Genomic DNA, 17,577 nt, shown 5'->3' with positions numbered 1-17,577 from the left:
TTAGAGCGTTCAAACAAATAAATTATTCAATTGTATGAATTACATTCAATCCCGCTAGGAGAGTTCTTGCATCTTCATTAAAGTATTGCTTCACATCTTCTCTCATTAATAAGTTAGTGTTGTTTTTGACCGATAACTTTAGTCCTCTTAAATCAAATTTAGAAGCATAGGCATTTATAGAATAAATCACGTTCATTTCATTGCGATTTAACGGAATAACTCCTGCATCTGTTCTGTTTGTTATAAAATCCAACAACGACCTAGCATTGCCCCGAAGGAGATGTTTATTCTGATTTAATAATTCGAGATTTTCCTCGATATATTTTCTTGCTCTTACTAAGTCCAAATTATCGAAGCATTGGTTGATTTTCTTCACCAGTTCTACAATATCCAATTAATAATCTCCTTTAGCCTACTTAGTAATATTATTATCGGATATATAATAATTTTTTTTATAGTTAAAGGCATATTCCTGAAGCTGTAGACAATAAGAATGCCCAATGGGGGTTCCTCATAAAACTTATTCACTTTTTTCTTATGACGCTTTATGTTCCAACTATCATATAAACATACTAAAGTTTTCTTCACAGTTATTTTCTAATATACAGTTTTCTATATTTTATACGTAACTATGCTACTCTGAATAAATTCTTTAAAGCAATTATATCTTTCAGTTAAAAGAATATTAGGGTTTCCTCTTGGTCCGCTCTCACTTTCAATAGCATCTTCTAAATCATTATTTGCTTTTTCAAACTGTAACTACAATTCAAAATCATTATCATCCACGTTCATTACCCACATAACATATGGAAGGGAGGTAACAACCGTTTTATCAGTACGTAGGGATCCGTCACAAATGATACCATCCATATCCCTTCATAGGTGAAACGTCACGCCACCAAGTTAAAACTTGCTTCTTTTTGGTAGAAAACGTTTTAAATTTGAAAGGTGCTGGCTTCTTTTAAACTTACTCTTTTCAGTGAAGAACGAAAGATAGCTAGTTTTAGGATTCTTTGGCGTTGGCGTTGACATTGCCGCGCACCTCCGAAGTTATTACATTTTGTGCTTTGTTGAAACCATCATTTTCATACTCTTCTAATTAATTAGCTCCGAATGCTTGATGATGCACGATTTTAAGTTTTTCTTCTTCAACTTCACGTTGGAACTCGTCAGGGAAGAGGTCTAAGTATAATGATAGGTTGTCTAATGCTTTCATCTTGTGCCAGCTTGATAGATACACCATCTTTATCTTGTTTAACCTCAGTAATGATTGAACCATCCACCATAGATGATTCGTTGAAGTCCACATAATTGACATCTTTCATTAGAGGATTGCTTTGTTCATCAAGGATAGGTCCCATCATTCCATAGTCACGAAGACCCCAATACGAAGGGCTTGTGATAACTGTATTTACGCTCTCATCATCAAATGTTTTTAAAACATTAAGACATTGGGCCTTGATAGATTTTATTAAGTTCCATTGCCGTCTCCTTTCTTTGGAACTAATTGTAGGATTACACATGTACCTATATTCCACTCATGTAATTTAGTCACATTTCTAACTACATCAATTAGGTCTCTTTATGAGTCAAAAGCTCCTTTTAGTAGTCGGAATATCATGTATGAATATCCAATCAATTGTTTATAATGCTTTTACACAGAACCGAAAGCAGTTCTTAGGAAGCTCTGTTGATTTGCCAATCTAGGTTCTGTTGTTTTTATTCAAACGAGGTGAACCTCATGCATACATTTTTAATAATCATCGCTGTTAATCTTTTATACAGTACCTTTATCTATCTTATTTTTATAAAGGAGTACCGTAAGAAGAAAGCTTGAACTCCATTAGTTGCAAATAATGGCCGAACTACGCAACATCCAATTTGTCTTTAATAAACTCACAACATCTTGTCTACTTTATTAAATAATATTCCGCTTTGTTTATTCGCCTGATTTTTGGTGATAATTAGCTATACATACGAAAGGAGTGACCTTTTGAAGGTTTTGTTAGTTATTGCCAGCATTTCTTTCCCAATTATTATGTTTTATCTACAGAATAAAAATATGAAATTCCAATTTCTTTTTAATATTATTGCTGTTATTTCAGCAGTCATTTTCGGGAGTATTGCTTCTACTTCCATATTCCAAATCCTAATTGACAATGCTGTATTTATGACTGCAATTCATGGCATTTTTCTTAATCCTTTTTTCCTGACAACTGGAGCTTATCTTGGTGTATTCTTCGTTTATAGGCTACTGATTCTGACAATGGATGAAAGATAAGATCTTACTCCATTTTCTCAACTTCCTTTACTCAACATTAAGGTCGTACTGCGTAGCTGCCTATTCCCTCAACAGCTACTTTATATCTTTAATTTTCAACACACACTTCTGGCAAATTAGCTTTTACAAGGGCATCTGCAAATGGTGGAGGAACACTATTTCCAACACGTTTGATTTGTTCTGATTTTGACCCTGGGTGCTGATAGTTGGATGGGAAACCTTGTCCAGCAAATAATTCATGTGGTTACAACATACGCAATCCAATATCAGTTATCTTATAGCCGTCTGTTCTTACTGCTGTTAGCGCAAAGCGGTCTTTTTTAGTAATGTAAGCAAAAGTTGATCTTAAATTTATTCAAAGTCAATTAGGTCATGGCAGTCAAGAAATCTCTAATGATGTATACATACATTTATCGAAAAAATAAAAAAAGAAAAACACCGATCAAGTCAATTCTTGACTGAACGATGTCTTTAAAGGTATATCATATGATGTTAATAACTAAAAATTTATTGCAGGAATACGGGGTGGATATGGGGTGCCTATGATTTCGACTAATCATTTTACTTGAGTCACCCCATACTAAAACCCAATAACTCGTGTGTTTCCAAGCTTAATACATCTTCAAATACTGTTCACGTTCCCAAGGGTGTACAGTCGTACGGAACATATCCCACTCAATCTCTTTCGCTTCTACAAAGTTTGCATAAATATGGTCACCAAGTGCTCCACGAATTACTTCACTTTTTCCAAGTTCTAACACAGCTTCATGAAGAGTTGGTGGTAAGTTATAAATACCGTTTTCGATACGTTCCTCTTCTGTCATCACGTAAATATTACGGTCAACTGCTGGTGGTGGAGTCATTTTTTGTTTAATGCCATCTAGACCAGCTTGTAGAATTACAGCCATTGCCAAATATGGGTTAGCTGCTGGGTCTACAGAACGTACTTCAATACGTGTACTTAATCCACGTGAAGAAGGAATACGGATTAGTGGACTTCTGTTTTGACCTGACCAAGCAACATAACATGGTGCTTCGTAGCCAGGAACTAATCGTTTATATGAGTTTACAGTAGGATTTGTGATTGCAGTAAAGCTTTGTACATGCTTTAAGACACCTGCCATAAATTGCATAGCTGTTTCACTCATTTTACTTTCTGTCGACTCGTCAAAAAATGCATTTTCTTTGCCGTTGAATAATGAAACGTTAAAGTGCATTCCAGAACCGTTCACGCCAAATAGTGGTTTTGGCATGAATGTCGCATGTAAACCATGTTTACGAGCAATAGTTTTAACTACTAGTTTAAACGTTTGAATGTTGTCACATGCTGTTACTGCATCTGCATATTTAAAGTCAATTTCATGTTGTCCAGGAGCTACTTCATGGTGAGATGCTTCAATTTCAAAGCCCATTTCTTCTAGCTCAAGTACGATATCGCGACGGCAGTTTTCTCCAAGGTCAACTGGTGCTAAGTCGAAGTATCCACCGTGGTCGTTTAATTCTAGAGTTGGTTCACCTTGTGCATCTAATTTAAATAAGAAAAATTCTGGTTCAGGTCCTAAGTTAAAGCTAGTGAATCCTAACTCTTCCATTTCTTTTAATACACGTTTTAAATTATTACGTGGATCTCCTGCGAACGGAGTTCCATCTGCTTTGTTAACATCACAGATTAAACGAGCTACTTTCCCTTTACCAGTAATCCAAGGGAATACAACCCATGAATTTAAATCCGGAACTAAATACATATCTGATTCTTCAATTCGTACGAATCCTTCAATAGAAGATCCGTCGAACATCATTTTATTATCGAGAGCTTTATCGAGCTGACTCACTGGAATTTCAACGTTTTTAATCGTACCTAGTATGTCTGTAAACTGAAGACGAATAAAATTCACCTCGTGTTCTTGAACGAACTTTTTAATATCTTCTTTTGTATACTTGCTCATTTTTTCACTCTCCTAAATTATTTTATAGTCAAACCCCGTTCTATCGAAAGAATCGAGATAGGTCTCCTTGCCGTAAAGATGCCCGTTGATGCCTTTGGGCTAGCTGCATTTCTTCTTTTACGATTGCACGTAGTTGTGCATCTGTGATCACTTGTTTTGTATCATTTTTTGCAGCTGGATTGTTTTTCATTTCAAAAATTTGTTTAATACCTGCAATGTTCACGCCAGTTGAAAGCATATCTTTTATTTCCAATAAAATATCGATATCATCCAGTGAGAACATGCGTTGTTTTCCTTCTGTCCGTGCAGGCTGAACAAGTTCATGCTCTTCATAATATCGAATTTGTCTAGCTGTTAAGCCAGTTAACTGCATGACAATATTCATAGATAGCAGTGGCATGGAACGTCTCCATTCCTTTTCCATCGCTGCACCTCCTAGTTGGATATATAAGTAGTATATGTCATGTTAGCTAACATGTCAACATCATGTCAGAAAAAGTGACATGAATTTTTATTTAACATAAAAAGCCACTTAACTCTTAGAAATAATCATTTTCTCACACCACTTAATCCTTTTACTTTGAGCCGTGGTTGTTTTTACTGACCAGCTGGTTTCCTTTAGCCATTTAGTGGGATTTATTTAGCTGAGCCTACCGTTCCATGATTTCCCTATCAAAATCTAAACTAAACAAACTGAAAATAAAGAAAGCGCAGAAAATGATTAAATCATCTTCCACGCTTCTTTTTTCTAACTCAGGGACGCATTAAAATACTTTTAATATGCAAGTCTACTACTATCCTACGAGATAGCCACACTTCTAGTACGTACAACCAGTCCTCCAATGTAATATATAACGCCGCTAACGAATAGTGCATTCAAAGATGGAATGCCCCACGTTACAAAATAGCCCACTAAAAACCCGCTTGCCCAAGCAATGATCGTAATAGGACTTAATCTACCGGCAACACTTGGTAACTCGCCACGTTCTCTGGATTCATCTAATACTTGACGACTCGTTTTAAGAATGAAGTAGTCTATAATAATAATTCCCGCAACCGGAGGAACTAACACACCAAGTACTACTAGGAAATCGATAAAATAATTTAAAATCCCGATTGCAGATAACACTGTACCGATTATTCCAATGACAAGGGTAACTTTCGCACGACCTAACCGTAAATTAAAGACAGAATCAAAAATGGATGTAACACTTAGAGATGCAGCGTATAAATTGACATTATTAATTTTAATAGTAGAAAAAACAACGACTAATGCGGCAATAACCCCTGATGCTTGAACCATAATACTGACAACGTCATTTGTTCTTGCAGCTAATGCTAGTAAAACTGCTATCATATTGATACCTAGTTCTCCTATAATTAAGCCAATTGTAGTCATCCAGAACACATCTTTTCCACTTCTAGCAAAACGACTAATATCAGGCGTAATGATTGCCCCTACGATAAAACCGCCCGCAATCATTGTAGAAGCTACCCCAATTGATAGCGGCTCACCCGCTGGAGCTGCTGAAAAGAGCTCGGATAAAGAAGTCTCACGAAAGACAGAAAATACCCCTGCCGATACGGCAAGTAAAAAAGCAGGCACTGCAATTGCAGCTGTAATGCTAAGCAATTTAAACCCAAAAATAACTAAGAAAGTTACACTTAAACCAGTAAGGAACATAGCGGGTATTAACGGTAATTTGCCGTTAGATGCTTCTACTAACCCACTGGCAAAAATCGTATTTTGTACACCGAACCAACCGATACAGGAAATTGCTATTATAATACTAAAAATAGTACCTCCATGTTTACCGAAGCCCGCCCAACGCGTTAATAAACTCGTTGATAGCCCTTCCCTAACACCGATGTAGCCCAAAAGGAATCCAACAACTTGAAGTATGATGCTACCAAAAAAAGTGGCAATGAGCGCATCCGTAAATGTCATGCCGTATCCCATTGTAGCCCCTAAAATAAATTGTGAAATTGTGGCAAATGCCCCAACTCGAATGATCGTAATGCTCCATAAAGATTTTCGTGCGGATTGTGGCACACGTGATAACGAGAAATCATCACCGATAGCATTTTTTGCTGCGCTCATATTAGTCCCCCTTTAAATTAAATACGTACTTTTGATGGTGGTGTCATATAGGTTAAACGGCTTTGTTTGACTTTCATATTTACAAGTGATTCCGTCATTTGAAGTGAAGCAAAAGCAGGATCGATAACAGGTACATCATACCCGGAAGCACTTAGACGTTCTTGCAATTCGCTTGCAACGCCTAGGAAACCTGTGCATCCTAATACTAAAGCGTGCGCCTGATCTTCTTCGATTGCTTTGATCATTTCGGAATAGAGAGCATCCACCAAACGTTCTTTGTCTTGCACCTCTAGCACTGGAATTGAAACATATCGAACGGATGCAAGTTTGCTATCTAAACCAGCTAACTTGCTAACATTGCGAATCATTGAAATAACATTAGGCAATACAGTAACGACCGAAAAAGAACTGGCTAATGAACTGGCATAAAGCATAGAGGATTCACCTGGACCAATCACAGGAATATCAAGTACCTCCCGAGCCGCTTTAACGCCAGGATCAGCGAAACAATCACTAATAATGGCATCATACCCCTCTTTTTCTGCTTCAATTGCTTTCTCTAAAAAGTTTGGCAAACAAAGCGCTTCATCGTATTCGCTTTCGATTGATGCGGGACCGGTGGATAAGTTCGTCATGCTTATTTCAGTTCCAGCTGATGCGTAAAAAGAAAATTCTTGCAAAACTTCCTCGTTAAAAATGTCCGAAGTGATTGGTAAGATTACTTTAACTTTCATCATGTATGCCCCCTATTAATTTAGATTAAATCCCCAGCAACTTTCACCCGTACTTTTGTAGCATTCCCCGCCATGTAGGCAAGTGGAACTTCTTGGATATCAACCACATTTAATTTTTCTTTGTCAGCCCCAGCTTTTACCGCTTCGTCATATGCAATCGATTTAGCTAAATCTAACGTCTGTTCCCGCCCTAAATCATCCATTTTGAAGATTTTTTCGATTTCTGCACTCACTTGAGAAATTGCAGATCCAATTGCATTTGCAACGCCGAAATTAGCAGGTTTAATGACTTCACTTGCCCCTTTTAAAGCAGATGGGAATAATATACTGCCACCGCCTACTAAAACAACGGGTATGTCATCTGCACTAGTTTTCATTTTATCGATAGACTCTTCTACCATAAACGTCATTTCTGCATATATTTTTTCTAATAAACTTCGATCTAAATGCGCTACTAACTCAGGATTTCCGATCTTAGCTTTTCCTAAAGCGATAATAACATCTGTTGTTGTTAACGTATTGCCGCCGAAAGCTAAGCCTTCTTTATACAAACGATGACCGACACTTTCGGGACCAATTGTAAATTCGCCGTTATCATGCAATTTTATAATTGTACCGCCTCCTAATCCCATCGATAAAATATCCGGCATCCGGAAATTGGTGCGAACGCCGCCGACGTCTACAGCAAGAGAAGATTGGCGAGGAAATCCGTTAGCTAGTACACCGATATCCGTCGTTGTTCCACCGACATCAATCACGAGCGCATCTGCTTTTTTCGACAAGTATGAGGCGCCTCGAATGCTATTTGTCGGACCGCAAGCAATTGTTAAAATCGGGTATTTCACGGTGTATTCAACCGACATTAATGTGCCATCATTTTGTCCAAAAAATACAGTTGCTTGAATTCCTTCGTTTTCAAGTGCATCAACAAAGCTTTGGGCAGTGATTTTCGCAACATCCACAATCGCTGCGTTTAAAATCGTAGCATTCTCACGCTCGATTAACCCTACGTTTCCAATTTCTGACGAAAGCGAAATTGCTATATCTGAACCGAGTTCTTCTTGAATAATTTCACTGACACGTTCTTCATGTGCTTTTGAAATCGGTGAGAATACAGAAACAACTGCAATCGAATCTACTTTCCCATTTAATTCCCTACAAATGGATCTTATTTTATCTTCATTTAGTGGGGTAATTTCCCTACCCTCGAATTCGTGACCACCTTCAACGATATAAAGATGCTTACCGATAATATTTTTTAAATCCTCAGGTACACCAACCAGTGGTTTAATGGCTAATGTAGCAGGCGCACCTATGCGAATCGAAGCGACTTTGTTTAATCTTTTTCGTTCAACGATCGCGTTTGTACAATGAGTCGTACCTAGCATCGCATACTTAATTTGACTTTTATCAACGTTAGAATTTGAAACTACTTTTTTTAATGCATTGAATATACCAGTTGATGTATCTGCAGTTGTAGGCTCTTTTGCCTCTGCGATCACCTTATTTGAAGCATCCAAAATGACAGCATCCGTATGAGTACCGCCAACGTCGATTCCTATCCGATAAATTTCCATAATTACGATAACTCCTTCTTCGCTTGTAATTTTTCAACTTCCACATAAGGCACTTCATATCCAAAATAGTTTGGTCCGACTGTTGCCAACCCTTTTTCTGTACGCCATTTTTCATTTGCAGGTATACCAATAACTGTGCAGCGCGCTCCATAGCGAATGCCTTCCGTAGTAATCGGAATACCAGTATCTGTGTCTAGCACAGCAATTAAGTCTGGTGTAACACATAGCGTTTCCTCGCCCTTAGTTGCTAAAAGGTGTTCATTTTGGAAGTGAAGCATACACTCTTGATCGGTATAAGCATCTAAGCCCTGTACTTTCGCTTGCCCTTTTGCAAAACCATCAACAGTTACACGATTAATATCGCTAATCTTTCCTTTAAACAGTTCAAAACCATTTAATAATTGCAATACAGCATCTATTGGATTCGCTTCATGCTCTTTGGCTTTGCGTATTGCAGCGCCAATTTGTTCTTCCAGTGTCAAACTTTCTAATATGGCACTTTCTTTTACTTCTTCTTTTGTCATCGGATAAATTGCTAGCATGACAGAGCCGCCCATATCAATTGTGGCACTGCGGGCAATCCGTTCAGCCCAATTATTATTAATGGTATTCATAACCAGATTATTTCCTTTTTCATCCGCTAAAACCATTGGAGATGCGGAAATGCCATTTAAATAAAATGTCACCATCTGTAATTCCGGGAAAGCTCGTCCCATTCCATCCGCATCAATTACCGGTAAGCCAAGTTTTGCTGCCAATGCAAGCGGTAATAATGAATTCACACCACCAGCTTCAATGGGCATCGTTGCATAAATTTCCTGCCCGATATAGTTTTCCAATGCTTTAAAAGCAGCCTCTGCTTCATCACCATTTGGTATTTTTTCTACCATTACTGTAGGTGCGCCCATCATAGCAGAAGGGACGATTAATGCACCATCCGGCACTTCATCAATCGAAATGAGACGAATGGGTCCATATTCTTCGATTGCTTGTAAAGCCATTAGTTTGCCGATGTACGGATCTCCTCCCCCTCCAGTGCCAAGGAGCGCAGCACCAATTGCAATATTTTCAATTTCTTCTTTTCCTAATAATCTCATAATGACTCGTTCTCTCCTTTTTTTAGTTGATTGATAAGCGCAAGTAATAATTTTTCAGCAGCTTGAACTTGTTTTTCAAACACCTCGTCAGAATATACGATTGTTGACCAAAAAAGCCCATTTGCAATTAGTTCTATTTGATGTGCACATTGCTTGATTTCTACGTGGGTTGCATTCGGAAATTCGTTTGATAGTTCGTTAAAATAATTTTGTAATAACCAGCTTTCAAATTCATCCAAGTATTCCGAAAATTCATTTTTGAAGTCTGCAAAATCGGAAGTTAATTGAACAAAGGCTTTTGTATTTACTACATCTTTTCTATGAAAATAAGCGATGCTTCTTAATAACTGTTGCAAGCCACTACGGACAGGTAACCCCTTTGTTTTCTCGAAAATTCGATGCAATTCCTTTTGATGATTTTCCAATATCTGTTGAAATACTTCTTCTAACAGCGCTTCTTTATTTGGATAAAAAAAATAAATAGAGGATGCTTTAATTCCAACGGCATCGGCTATTTTTTTCATTGTGGTCCCTTTATACCCTTGTTCTGCATAAATGTTCAAAGCAGCTTCAATTAGTTTCTTTTTTGTCAATTTGTAATCTCACCACCTACCTAATGTTCGTTAGGTAATATAATAAAACATTTTGTTTCATCTTTCAATATGTTTTGAAAATTTTAATTAGTATGTTTGTTAAATAATTGAGAACACCGTTGATGAATCAATTACATCAACCTCCGCATCTTTCCACATTCTCATGAACTATAAGATAATAGACTACCAGCCCCTTCAACAAATGTTAAAAAGTATTAAAAAAGCGCAGAAAATGACTGAGTCACTTCCTACACTTCTTTATTTCTATATTTATCTTAAAGACTGTACGGCCCCTAAAATAGCATATTTCACATGCTCGTACGTTAAACCACCTTGAATAAAAGCGGTATAAGGAGGACGAATTGGACCGTCTGCCGTTAATTCCATACTAGACCCTTGGATAAATGTACCAGCAGCCATAATAACATCGTCCTCATAACCTGGCATATAAGCAGGTTCGGGAGCAAATTGGGCGTTAACCGGCGAGTGCATTTGAATTGCTTTACAAAATTGAATCATTTGTTCAGCTGTTTGGAACGATACTGATTGAATAAGGTCGGTCCTTTTTTGTGCATAATGTGGCTCTGTCGTCATGCCCACTTCCTCTAAAACGGCTGAAGTAAAAATCGCTCCTTTTACCGCTTGGGAAACAATATGCGGAGCTAAGAAAAATCCTTGATACATATCCATTAATGTATTTAAAGATGCGCCAGCTTCTGCTCCAATTCCCGGTGAAGTCATACGGTATGCACATTTCGTAACAAGGTCGCTTTTTCCTGCAATATAACCACCAGTTTTTGCTAGTCCGCCACCCGGATTTTTAATCAACGAGCCTGCCATTAAATCTACGCCAACATTGGTCGGTTCTAATTCTTCCACAAACTCTCCGTAACAATTGTCCACGAAAATAATGGCGTCTTCTTTGATCGCTCTAATCTTTTCTACCATTTTTTTAATTTGTTCCACTGTAAAAGAAGGTCTTACTGCGTACCCTTTCGAACGTTGAATGGCAATTACTTTCGTATTTCCTTTGACAGTTTTTTCTACCGTTTCCCAGTCTACCGCACCAGATTCCAGTAGGTCGACATGCTGATAGGAAATTCCAAAGTCTGCAAGGGAACCGGTATCTTCTTCTCCACCACTTACAATGGATTGTAGCGTGTCATATGGCTTTCCAGTAATATATAATAGCTCATCGTTGGGTCTGAGCACACCAAATAAACTAATCGAAATGGCATGTGTACCTGAAATAATTTGCGGACGAACGAGTGCCGCTTCTGCTCCAAATGTAGTCGCATACACTTTTTCTAACGTATCCCGTCCCTCATCATCATAACCATAACCAGTGGATGGGTTAAAATGATGATCGCTGACGTGATGCGTTTTAAATGCATGAATTACTTTTTGTTGATTGAAAAATGCTATTTTTTCAACCGCTTGATGATAGCTAGCTATTTTCGCTTCTGCGCTATTTGCTAGGTCTAAAACTTCTTCTGATAAGGTTGTTGTAAAATTCATTTGTTTCGCTCCTTGCTAATTCATGACAAATAGAAAAGACTAATCTCAAAGAATGAAATTAGTCTTCGCTCTTAAAATTGTAGCTCGCCGTCCCAATCAAGCATACCGCCTGCTACGTTTGTAACGTTAAAACCGTTTTCTTCTAGAATTTCGCAAGCCATTGCACTGCGCGCTCCAGCTTTGCAAACAATATAATGAGGAATCGACTTGTCGATTTGATCGATACTTGTTTCCACTTGGCCTAATGCGATATGTTTTGCACCCGGAATGACACCAGTTGCTACTTCTTCACTTTCACGTACATCAATGATGCTAACTGTTTCTCCAGCATCAATTTTTTGTAATAGTTCTTGAGTTGTAATTACATTCATTTTTTACTCTACCCTTCTTTATCTATTCCTTTAAAATCATAATAGGAACATGCTTGTCTGTCAATTTACCTGACCTATTCTTCGGTAATATTGACCGGTTTAGAAGGTGCGAATGTTGAAATTGCATGTTTGTATATTAACTGTTGCTTTCCATCTGATTCAAAAAGAACGGTAAAATTATCATAGGACTTCACTAATCCTTTTAGTTGAAAGCCATTTAATAAAAATACAGTAACAAAAATATTGTTTTTTCTTAATTGATTCAAATAAATATCTTGAATATTCATAGGTTTCATTTCAATTCCCCCATTGTGCATTTTACAAAAAGTACTCTCCATCTACTAGTATTCGCCTTATTTATTTATTCTCCTGCAAGAAATCTGTAATTTCTTTGAGGATTTTTTCAGTATCTACAAATGGATCATACCACTGAATATCCATTTTGTTCCGGAAGTACGTCAATTGGCGCTTGGCATACCTTCTAGAATTTTGCTTTAAATTATCCAATGCTTCATCAAGTGTCAGGAGACCATCTAAATATGCATAGATTTCCTTATAGCCTATCGCTTGGATCGATTGCACTCCTCGAATTCCTTTTTCATGAAGCATCTTTACTTCCTGGATTAACCCTTTTTCTACCATCAAATCTACCCGTTTGTTGATCCGTTCATACAAAATATCACGATTAGTAGTTAGCCCGATAATATAATGTGGGTATGCTTTTTCATGCCCTTGGTCTTGTTCGATTTCCTTTTTTTGTTTCCCGCTAAGCTCTACCCGTTCAATCGCTCGCATAATACGTTGTATATTATTTGGATGAATTTCCTTCGCTGCTTCCGGGTCTACGATTTGCAATCGATTAAACAGTGCTTCAGGTGACAACTTTTCTAATTCGCGTTGTAAATCTACGTCTATTTTAGGTTGCTCTGTAAAACGAAAATCATATAAAACGGATTGGATATAGAGCCCTGTGCCTCCAACTATTATTGGCAGTTTCCCTCTCGATGCGATTTCTTCTATCTGTTGTCGCACGATTTTTTGATATTCCGCCACGGAGAAACTATCTGTTGGATCCTTTATATCCAATAGATGATGAGGGACTCCCTCCATCTCCTCTTCGGTAATTTTAGCAGTCCCTATCGAAAGCTCCCGATAAATTTGCATCGAATCTCCGTTAATAATTTCACCGTTAAATGTTTTTGCAAGCTTGATACTTAGAGCAGTTTTCCCTACTGCTGTTGGTCCTACAATTGCTAGTACTACCGGTTTTTCAGTCATTTTTTAACATCCAGTTTACGATAAATTGATATGTTTCTTTTTTATTCATTTCGTTTAAAATTTCATGTCGTGCATTTTCTACTAATTGTACGGTTACATTTTCCATTCCTACATTCGTCAAACCTTTCGCTACTTTAAAAATATCTTTGCCCGATTTACCAACCGGGTCTTGTAAACCACTGATTAATAATACAGGCAAATCTTTTCTAATTTTCTTTATTTCATTATCTTGATGAATCGTTTTTAATCCATGAAATAGATCAATATAAAACTGATTGGAAGGGATAAAACCACATAAGGGGTCGTCGATATACTTTTTCACTTCGTTTGCATCAGAACTTAACCAATCGAAATCTGTCTGTGCGTCTTTAAATTGCTTGTTAAATCCACCGAAAGACAGCTTGTTCAGTAAAGTACTTTCGGTTTGCGGTGTTTTTTGATTCGCTCCAAACTTTCCAATGATCGTGCCGATATCTCCCATTAAACCTGGACTAAATGTCGTGCCGCTTAGTACTACTTTAGCAAGGGATTCACTATATTTTTGCATATATCTTCTTGCAATAAATGAACCCATACTATGGCCAAATAAAATAAGCGGCAAATCCCCCATATCTTCTCTCACTTGCACTAATACTTCCCTGACATCTTCTACTACTCGATCAAAACCATCTTGTTCTGCAAAGAAACCTAGTTGCCCATTTTTTTCTGCCGTTTTTCCATGACCACGATGATCATGACCACTTACGATAAAGCCATTTTCCACCAAAACTTTTGCAAATTCATCATAACGCTCTATATGCTCTGCCATTCCGTGCAATACGTGCACATGTCCGACGGGAGTTTGTTCAGGCATATATTGGACAATATGAACCAAGTGATGATCAGACATTTGACCTTCTAGTATCGTTTTCAGAGAGCAGCCCCGCTTTCATAAATAGTAGCTTCTATTAATAGTGCATCTAATTGTTTTTGGAAAAAATTCTTTTCTTGTTCGGTATAATACAATAATTGACTCATAACGTTCAATATATCCTCTTTATACGTTTTATATTGCGCGATTTGAAAATAAAGCATGCCTGTTCTTCTTACTAAAAAGTCAGCTGGCGTATAGGCCATTTCTTCATGCACCGCATAATAGACTTGTGCAAGAAGGCTTAACGGTAAAGTAGATGGCATTGCCGATAATATATGCGCATAATGAAACACCCGGTCCACATTTGTCCCGTAAAATTTTGCTAAGCTTCTTCCTTCTGCGGTTGTTAATCCATAAGAAGGAGCAATTTGTGCTTTTGTCGCGATAAAAGCTTCGAATTGGTCCGCTCCTCCAATATCGCCACCAGATAAAGTTATATGCTTTGTAACACAAGGACCATACTGTTCGTCCCCTAGCTCTTTGGAAATAGCGTTGACGATTGTTTCCGCCATTTTACGATAACCAGTTAATTTTCCACCAGCTATTGTAAATAATCCAGCTTCGGACCGCCAAATTTCATCTTTGCGAGAAATTTCGGAAGGGTTTTTCCCGTCCTCATAAATAAGCGGACGGACACCAGCCCAAGTCGATTCCACTTGGTTTTTCGACACATTTACGAGTGGGAACATATGATGAATGGCATTGACTAAATAGTCCACATCTTCTTCTGTAGCAGTTGGATGTTCGATATTGCCTTCAAAAAAAGTGTCCGTTGTGCCAACATATGTTTTTCCATCACGTGGAATAGCGAAAATCATCCGTTTATCTGGTGCATCAAAGTAAATAGCCTGCCTTAAAGGAAAAACAGATTGATCCATGACAATATGGACACCTTTTGTTAATTTCAATTTTTTCTTATTATCAATTGCGTCCAGTGCCCGAACTGTATCTACCCAAGGGCCAGTTGCATTGACGACTTTTTTGGCATGGATGTGAATGCGTTTATTTTTGACTACATCTACAATTTCTGCACCGATGATTTTGTTTTGTTCGCTATATAAAAACGATTTTGCTTTCGCATAGTTTAAGCAAACGGCACCTTTTTCCATTGCTTTTTTCAACACTTCAATCGTCAGTCTTGCATCATCTGTTCGATATTCGACGTAATAGCCTCCACCTAGTAAATCCTTGCTTTTAATAAGCGGTTCTTTTTCTAGTGTTTGTTCCGGCGTTAACATATGACGTCGCTCTTCTTTTTTTACTCCCGCGAGAAAGTCATATACTTTCAATCCAGCTGATGTGCTAATTGGTCCAAATGTTCCTTTTTTATGAAAGGGCAGTAACATCCATTCCGGTTCTGTCACATGTACAGCATTTTCATACACGATTTCTCGTTCTTTGCCGACTTCTGCCACTACTTTTACATCTAGTTGTTTTAAATAGCGAAGTCCCCCGTGTACCAGTTTCGTCGACCTACTAGAAGTTCCAGCAGCAAAATCCTGCATCTCGACTAGTGCTACGGACATACCTCGAGTCACTGCATCTAGAGCAATTCCCGCTCCTGTAATCCCTCCACCAATGACTAATACATCGAATTCATAAAAATTTAATGTGTGCAAAATTTGTTCTCGTTCCACAGAAGATTTCACTTAATCCACCTCTTCATCTGAAAGTTTGAATACTCTTGTTGCTTCCACTGCTTTTTTCCATCCTTTATATAGCTGGTTACGCGTAGATGCATCCATTTTCGGTTCGTACAGTTTTTGACTCTCCCGCATATCCGAAAGAGATTGCTCATCTTTCCAAAACCCGGTAGCGAGACCTGCTAAAAATGCGGCACCAAGAGCAGTTGTTTCATTTAACTTAGCTAACTCCACTGGTAAATCGAGTAAATCACTTTGAAATTGCATGAGAAATTCATTACCAACAGCACCGCCGTCCACACGCAGCACTTCCACATCCACACCGGAATCTTGTTCCATCGTATGGAGTACATCTTTTGATTGATACGCTAAAGACTCCAGTGTCGCGCGGATGAAATGCTCTTTTGTCGTTCCGCGAGATAGCCCAAAAATAGCACCTCTTGCATCGGAGTCCCAATAAGGCGTACCAAGACCTACAAAAGCAGGAACAATATATACCCCTTCTGTCGACTCCACTCTTTTTGCATAGTCTTCTGAGTCCGCTGCCTTTTTCACCATCCGCAGCCCATCTCTGAGCCATTGAATGGCAGAACCAGCAACAAAGACACTCCCTTCAAGTGCATAGGTCACTTTCCCATTTAGCCCCCAGGCAATCGTTGTTAGCAGCCCAGAGGAGGATTGCACGGCTTCTTCTCCCGTATTAAGTAGCATGAAACAACCAGTACCATACGTGTTTTTAGCCATTCCTTTTTCAAAACAGCATTGACCAAATAATGCTGCCTGCTGATCCCCTGCTGCTCCAGCAATATCAATTGCCTTCCCGAAAAATACAGAAGGATCCGTTTGTGCATATACTTCAGACGAAGGTACGACTTTCGGAAGCATATTCATTGGAATCTGTAGCTTCTCACAAATTTCTTTATCCCATTCTTGTTTATAAATGTTATAAAGCATCGTTCTTGAAGCATTGGAGTAATCTGTCACATGTGTACTGCCATTTGATAATTTCCAGATTAACCAAGTGTCGATTGTTCCAAAAAGTAGTTCCCCTGCTTCAGCCTGCTCTTTTGCACCATCCACATTGTCTAAAATCCATTTTACTTTCGTAGCAGAAAAATAAGGGTCTAGCATAAGTCCTGTTTTATCCTTGAAAAAGGTATCGAGCTTTTCTTTTTTCAACTCATCGATAATGTTTTGCGTTTGTCTCGATTGCCAAACGATCGCATGATAGATTGGCTTTCCTGTTTTCTTATTCCAAACGACCGTTGTTTCACGCTGATTCGTAATACCGATCGCATGCACATCTTCTGGTTGGTACCCACTTTCTGTTAAAACACCTGCAATAACGGATAATACAGAACCCCAAATTTCTTGTGCATCATGTTCCACCCATCCTGGCTTCGGAAAATATTGTGTAAATTCCTTTTGGGCAGTATGCACACTATTGCCTTGTTTATCGAATAATATTGCTCGAGAGCTCGTAGTACCTTGATCAATTGATAAAATAAATTTCCCCATCTGGACC

The 17,577-nt window shown here is 38.2% G+C and carries 17 protein-coding genes and 1 pseudogene; 1 reads left to right on the top strand and 17 read right to left on the bottom strand.

Annotated features, from left to right (window positions below; translation table 11 throughout):
- Positions 1-22: 22 nt before the first annotated feature.
- Positions 23-394 carry a hypothetical protein gene (locus tag ACIQ38_RS06105; RefSeq protein ID WP_402819429.1) on the bottom strand — a complete coding sequence of 124 codons (372 nt, stop codon included), beginning with the start codon at positions 392-394 and terminating at the stop codon, positions 23-25.
- Between the two features lie 775 nt (positions 395-1,169).
- Positions 1,170-1,523: a hypothetical protein gene (locus ACIQ38_RS06100; protein ID WP_402819426.1), complete on the bottom strand. Its 354-nt coding sequence runs from the start codon at positions 1,521-1,523 to the stop codon at positions 1,170-1,172.
- A 470-nt stretch (positions 1,524-1,993) separates the two neighbouring features.
- Between ACIQ38_RS06100 and ACIQ38_RS06095 the strand changes: the two genes are divergently transcribed.
- Complete coding sequence (locus ACIQ38_RS06095; protein WP_402819423.1) at positions 1,994-2,281, top strand: transposase; 288 nt, start codon at positions 1,994-1,996, stop codon at positions 2,279-2,281.
- A gap of 88 nt (positions 2,282-2,369) precedes the next feature.
- On the opposite strand, the pseudogene ACIQ38_RS06090 reads toward ACIQ38_RS06095, so the two are convergent.
- From ACIQ38_RS06090 to glpK, 15 genes and pseudogenes are all read right to left on the bottom strand, one after another.
- Positions 2,370-2,609: pseudogene (locus ACIQ38_RS06090) on the bottom strand (DNA cytosine methyltransferase); the annotation flags it as partial.
- A 283-nt stretch (positions 2,610-2,892) separates the two neighbouring features.
- The gene (gene glnA, locus ACIQ38_RS06085; RefSeq protein WP_402819421.1) at positions 2,893-4,227 is read right to left on the bottom strand and encodes a type I glutamate--ammonia ligase; all 1,335 of its coding nucleotides are present in this window, start codon (positions 4,225-4,227) and stop codon (positions 2,893-2,895) included.
- Between the two features lie 40 nt (positions 4,228-4,267).
- Positions 4,268-4,651, bottom strand: a complete 384-nt coding sequence (locus ACIQ38_RS06080) for a MerR family transcriptional regulator (RefSeq protein WP_402819418.1) — start codon at positions 4,649-4,651, stop codon at positions 4,268-4,270.
- Between the two features lie 375 nt (positions 4,652-5,026).
- The gene (locus ACIQ38_RS06075; protein WP_402819415.1) at positions 5,027-6,328 is read right to left on the bottom strand and encodes a purine-cytosine permease family protein; all 1,302 of its coding nucleotides are present in this window, start codon (positions 6,326-6,328) and stop codon (positions 5,027-5,029) included.
- Positions 6,329-6,345: 17 nt separating this feature from the next.
- Entirely contained in the window at positions 6,346-7,062 is a 717-nt protein-coding gene (locus ACIQ38_RS06070) for an aspartate/glutamate racemase family protein (protein ID WP_402819412.1), read from the bottom strand.
- 20 nt (positions 7,063-7,082) lie between these two features.
- Positions 7,083-8,639, bottom strand: a complete 1,557-nt coding sequence (locus ACIQ38_RS06065) for a hydantoinase/oxoprolinase N-terminal domain-containing protein (RefSeq protein WP_402819410.1) — start codon at positions 8,637-8,639, stop codon at positions 7,083-7,085.
- Positions 8,640-8,641: 2 nt separating this feature from the next.
- A complete protein-coding gene (locus ACIQ38_RS06060) occupies positions 8,642-9,736 on the bottom strand; it encodes an S-methyl thiohydantoin desulfurase family protein (RefSeq protein ID WP_402819407.1) in 1,095 nt (364 codons plus the stop codon).
- Positions 9,733-10,329, bottom strand: coding sequence for a TetR/AcrR family transcriptional regulator (locus ACIQ38_RS06055; RefSeq protein ID WP_402819404.1), 597 nt, complete (start codon positions 10,327-10,329; stop codon positions 9,733-9,735). The genes ACIQ38_RS06060 and ACIQ38_RS06055 overlap by 4 nt, the downstream gene beginning before the upstream one ends.
- 270 nt (positions 10,330-10,599) lie before the next feature.
- Entirely contained in the window at positions 10,600-11,847 is a 1,248-nt protein-coding gene (locus ACIQ38_RS06050; RefSeq protein WP_402819402.1) for a methionine gamma-lyase family protein, read from the bottom strand.
- Between the two features lie 71 nt (positions 11,848-11,918).
- Positions 11,919-12,218 carry a rhodanese-like domain-containing protein gene (locus ACIQ38_RS06045; protein ID WP_402819399.1) on the bottom strand — a complete coding sequence of 100 codons (300 nt, stop codon included), beginning with the start codon at positions 12,216-12,218 and terminating at the stop codon, positions 11,919-11,921.
- Positions 12,219-12,292: 74 nt separating this feature from the next.
- A complete protein-coding gene (hfq, locus tag ACIQ38_RS06040; protein ID WP_402819396.1) occupies positions 12,293-12,514 on the bottom strand; it encodes an RNA chaperone Hfq in 222 nt (73 codons plus the stop codon).
- A gap of 61 nt (positions 12,515-12,575) precedes the next feature.
- A complete protein-coding gene (miaA, locus tag ACIQ38_RS06035; protein ID WP_402819394.1) occupies positions 12,576-13,496 on the bottom strand; it encodes a tRNA (adenosine(37)-N6)-dimethylallyltransferase MiaA in 921 nt (306 codons plus the stop codon).
- The gene (locus ACIQ38_RS06030; protein WP_402819391.1) at positions 13,489-14,385 is read right to left on the bottom strand and encodes an alpha/beta hydrolase; all 897 of its coding nucleotides are present in this window, start codon (positions 14,383-14,385) and stop codon (positions 13,489-13,491) included. Before ACIQ38_RS06030 ends, miaA begins: the two co-directional genes overlap by 8 nt.
- Before the next feature lie 20 nt (positions 14,386-14,405).
- Complete coding sequence (locus tag ACIQ38_RS06025) at positions 14,406-16,058, bottom strand: glycerol-3-phosphate dehydrogenase/oxidase (RefSeq protein WP_402819388.1); 1,653 nt, start codon at positions 16,056-16,058, stop codon at positions 14,406-14,408.
- On the bottom strand, positions 16,059-17,570 hold the full coding sequence (gene glpK / locus ACIQ38_RS06020) for a glycerol kinase GlpK (RefSeq protein ID WP_402819385.1): 1,512 nt from the start codon (positions 17,568-17,570) through the stop codon (positions 16,059-16,061).
- Positions 17,571-17,577 lie beyond the last annotated feature (7 nt).

The sequence above is a fragment of the Psychrobacillus sp. NPDC096389 genome, assembly GCF_044762855.1.
Lineage (GTDB): Bacteria > Bacillota > Bacilli > Bacillales_A > Planococcaceae > Psychrobacillus.
The sequence above is the reverse complement of the archived record's forward strand: the minus strand, read 5'-3'. Positions and strand labels throughout refer to the sequence as shown.

Coding starts and splice junctions, on each gene's coding strand:
- ACIQ38_RS06045 (WP_402819399.1), bottom strand. CDS start 12,218: ATGAATGTAATTACAACTCAAGAACTATTACAAAAAATTGATGCTGGA.
- ACIQ38_RS06075 (WP_402819415.1), bottom strand. CDS start 6,328: ATGAGCGCAGCAAAAAATGCTATCGGTGATGATTTCTCGTTATCACGT.
- miaA (WP_402819394.1), bottom strand. CDS start 13,496: ATGACTGAAAAACCGGTAGTACTAGCAATTGTAGGACCAACAGCAGTA.
- ACIQ38_RS06100 (WP_402819426.1), bottom strand. CDS start 1,523: ATGTGTAATCCTACAATTAGTTCCAAAGAAAGGAGACGGCAATGGAAC.
- ACIQ38_RS06050 (WP_402819402.1), bottom strand. CDS start 11,847: ATGAATTTTACAACAACCTTATCAGAAGAAGTTTTAGACCTAGCAAAT.
- ACIQ38_RS06030 (WP_402819391.1), bottom strand. CDS start 14,385: ATGTCTGATCATCACTTGGTTCATATTGTCCAATATATGCCTGAACAA.
- glnA (WP_402819421.1), bottom strand. CDS start 4,227: ATGAGCAAGTATACAAAAGAAGATATTAAAAAGTTCGTTCAAGAACAC.
- ACIQ38_RS06070 (WP_402819412.1), bottom strand. CDS start 7,062: ATGAAAGTTAAAGTAATCTTACCAATCACTTCGGACATTTTTAACGAG.
- ACIQ38_RS06060 (WP_402819407.1), bottom strand. CDS start 9,736: ATGAGATTATTAGGAAAAGAAGAAATTGAAAATATTGCAATTGGTGCT.
- ACIQ38_RS06065 (WP_402819410.1), bottom strand. CDS start 8,639: ATGGAAATTTATCGGATAGGAATCGACGTTGGCGGTACTCATACGGAT.
- ACIQ38_RS06080 (WP_402819418.1), bottom strand. CDS start 4,651: ATGGAAAAGGAATGGAGACGTTCCATGCCACTGCTATCTATGAATATT.
- glpK (WP_402819385.1), bottom strand. CDS start 17,570: ATGGGGAAATTTATTTTATCAATTGATCAAGGTACTACGAGCTCTCGA.
- hfq (WP_402819396.1), bottom strand. CDS start 12,514: ATGAAACCTATGAATATTCAAGATATTTATTTGAATCAATTAAGAAAA.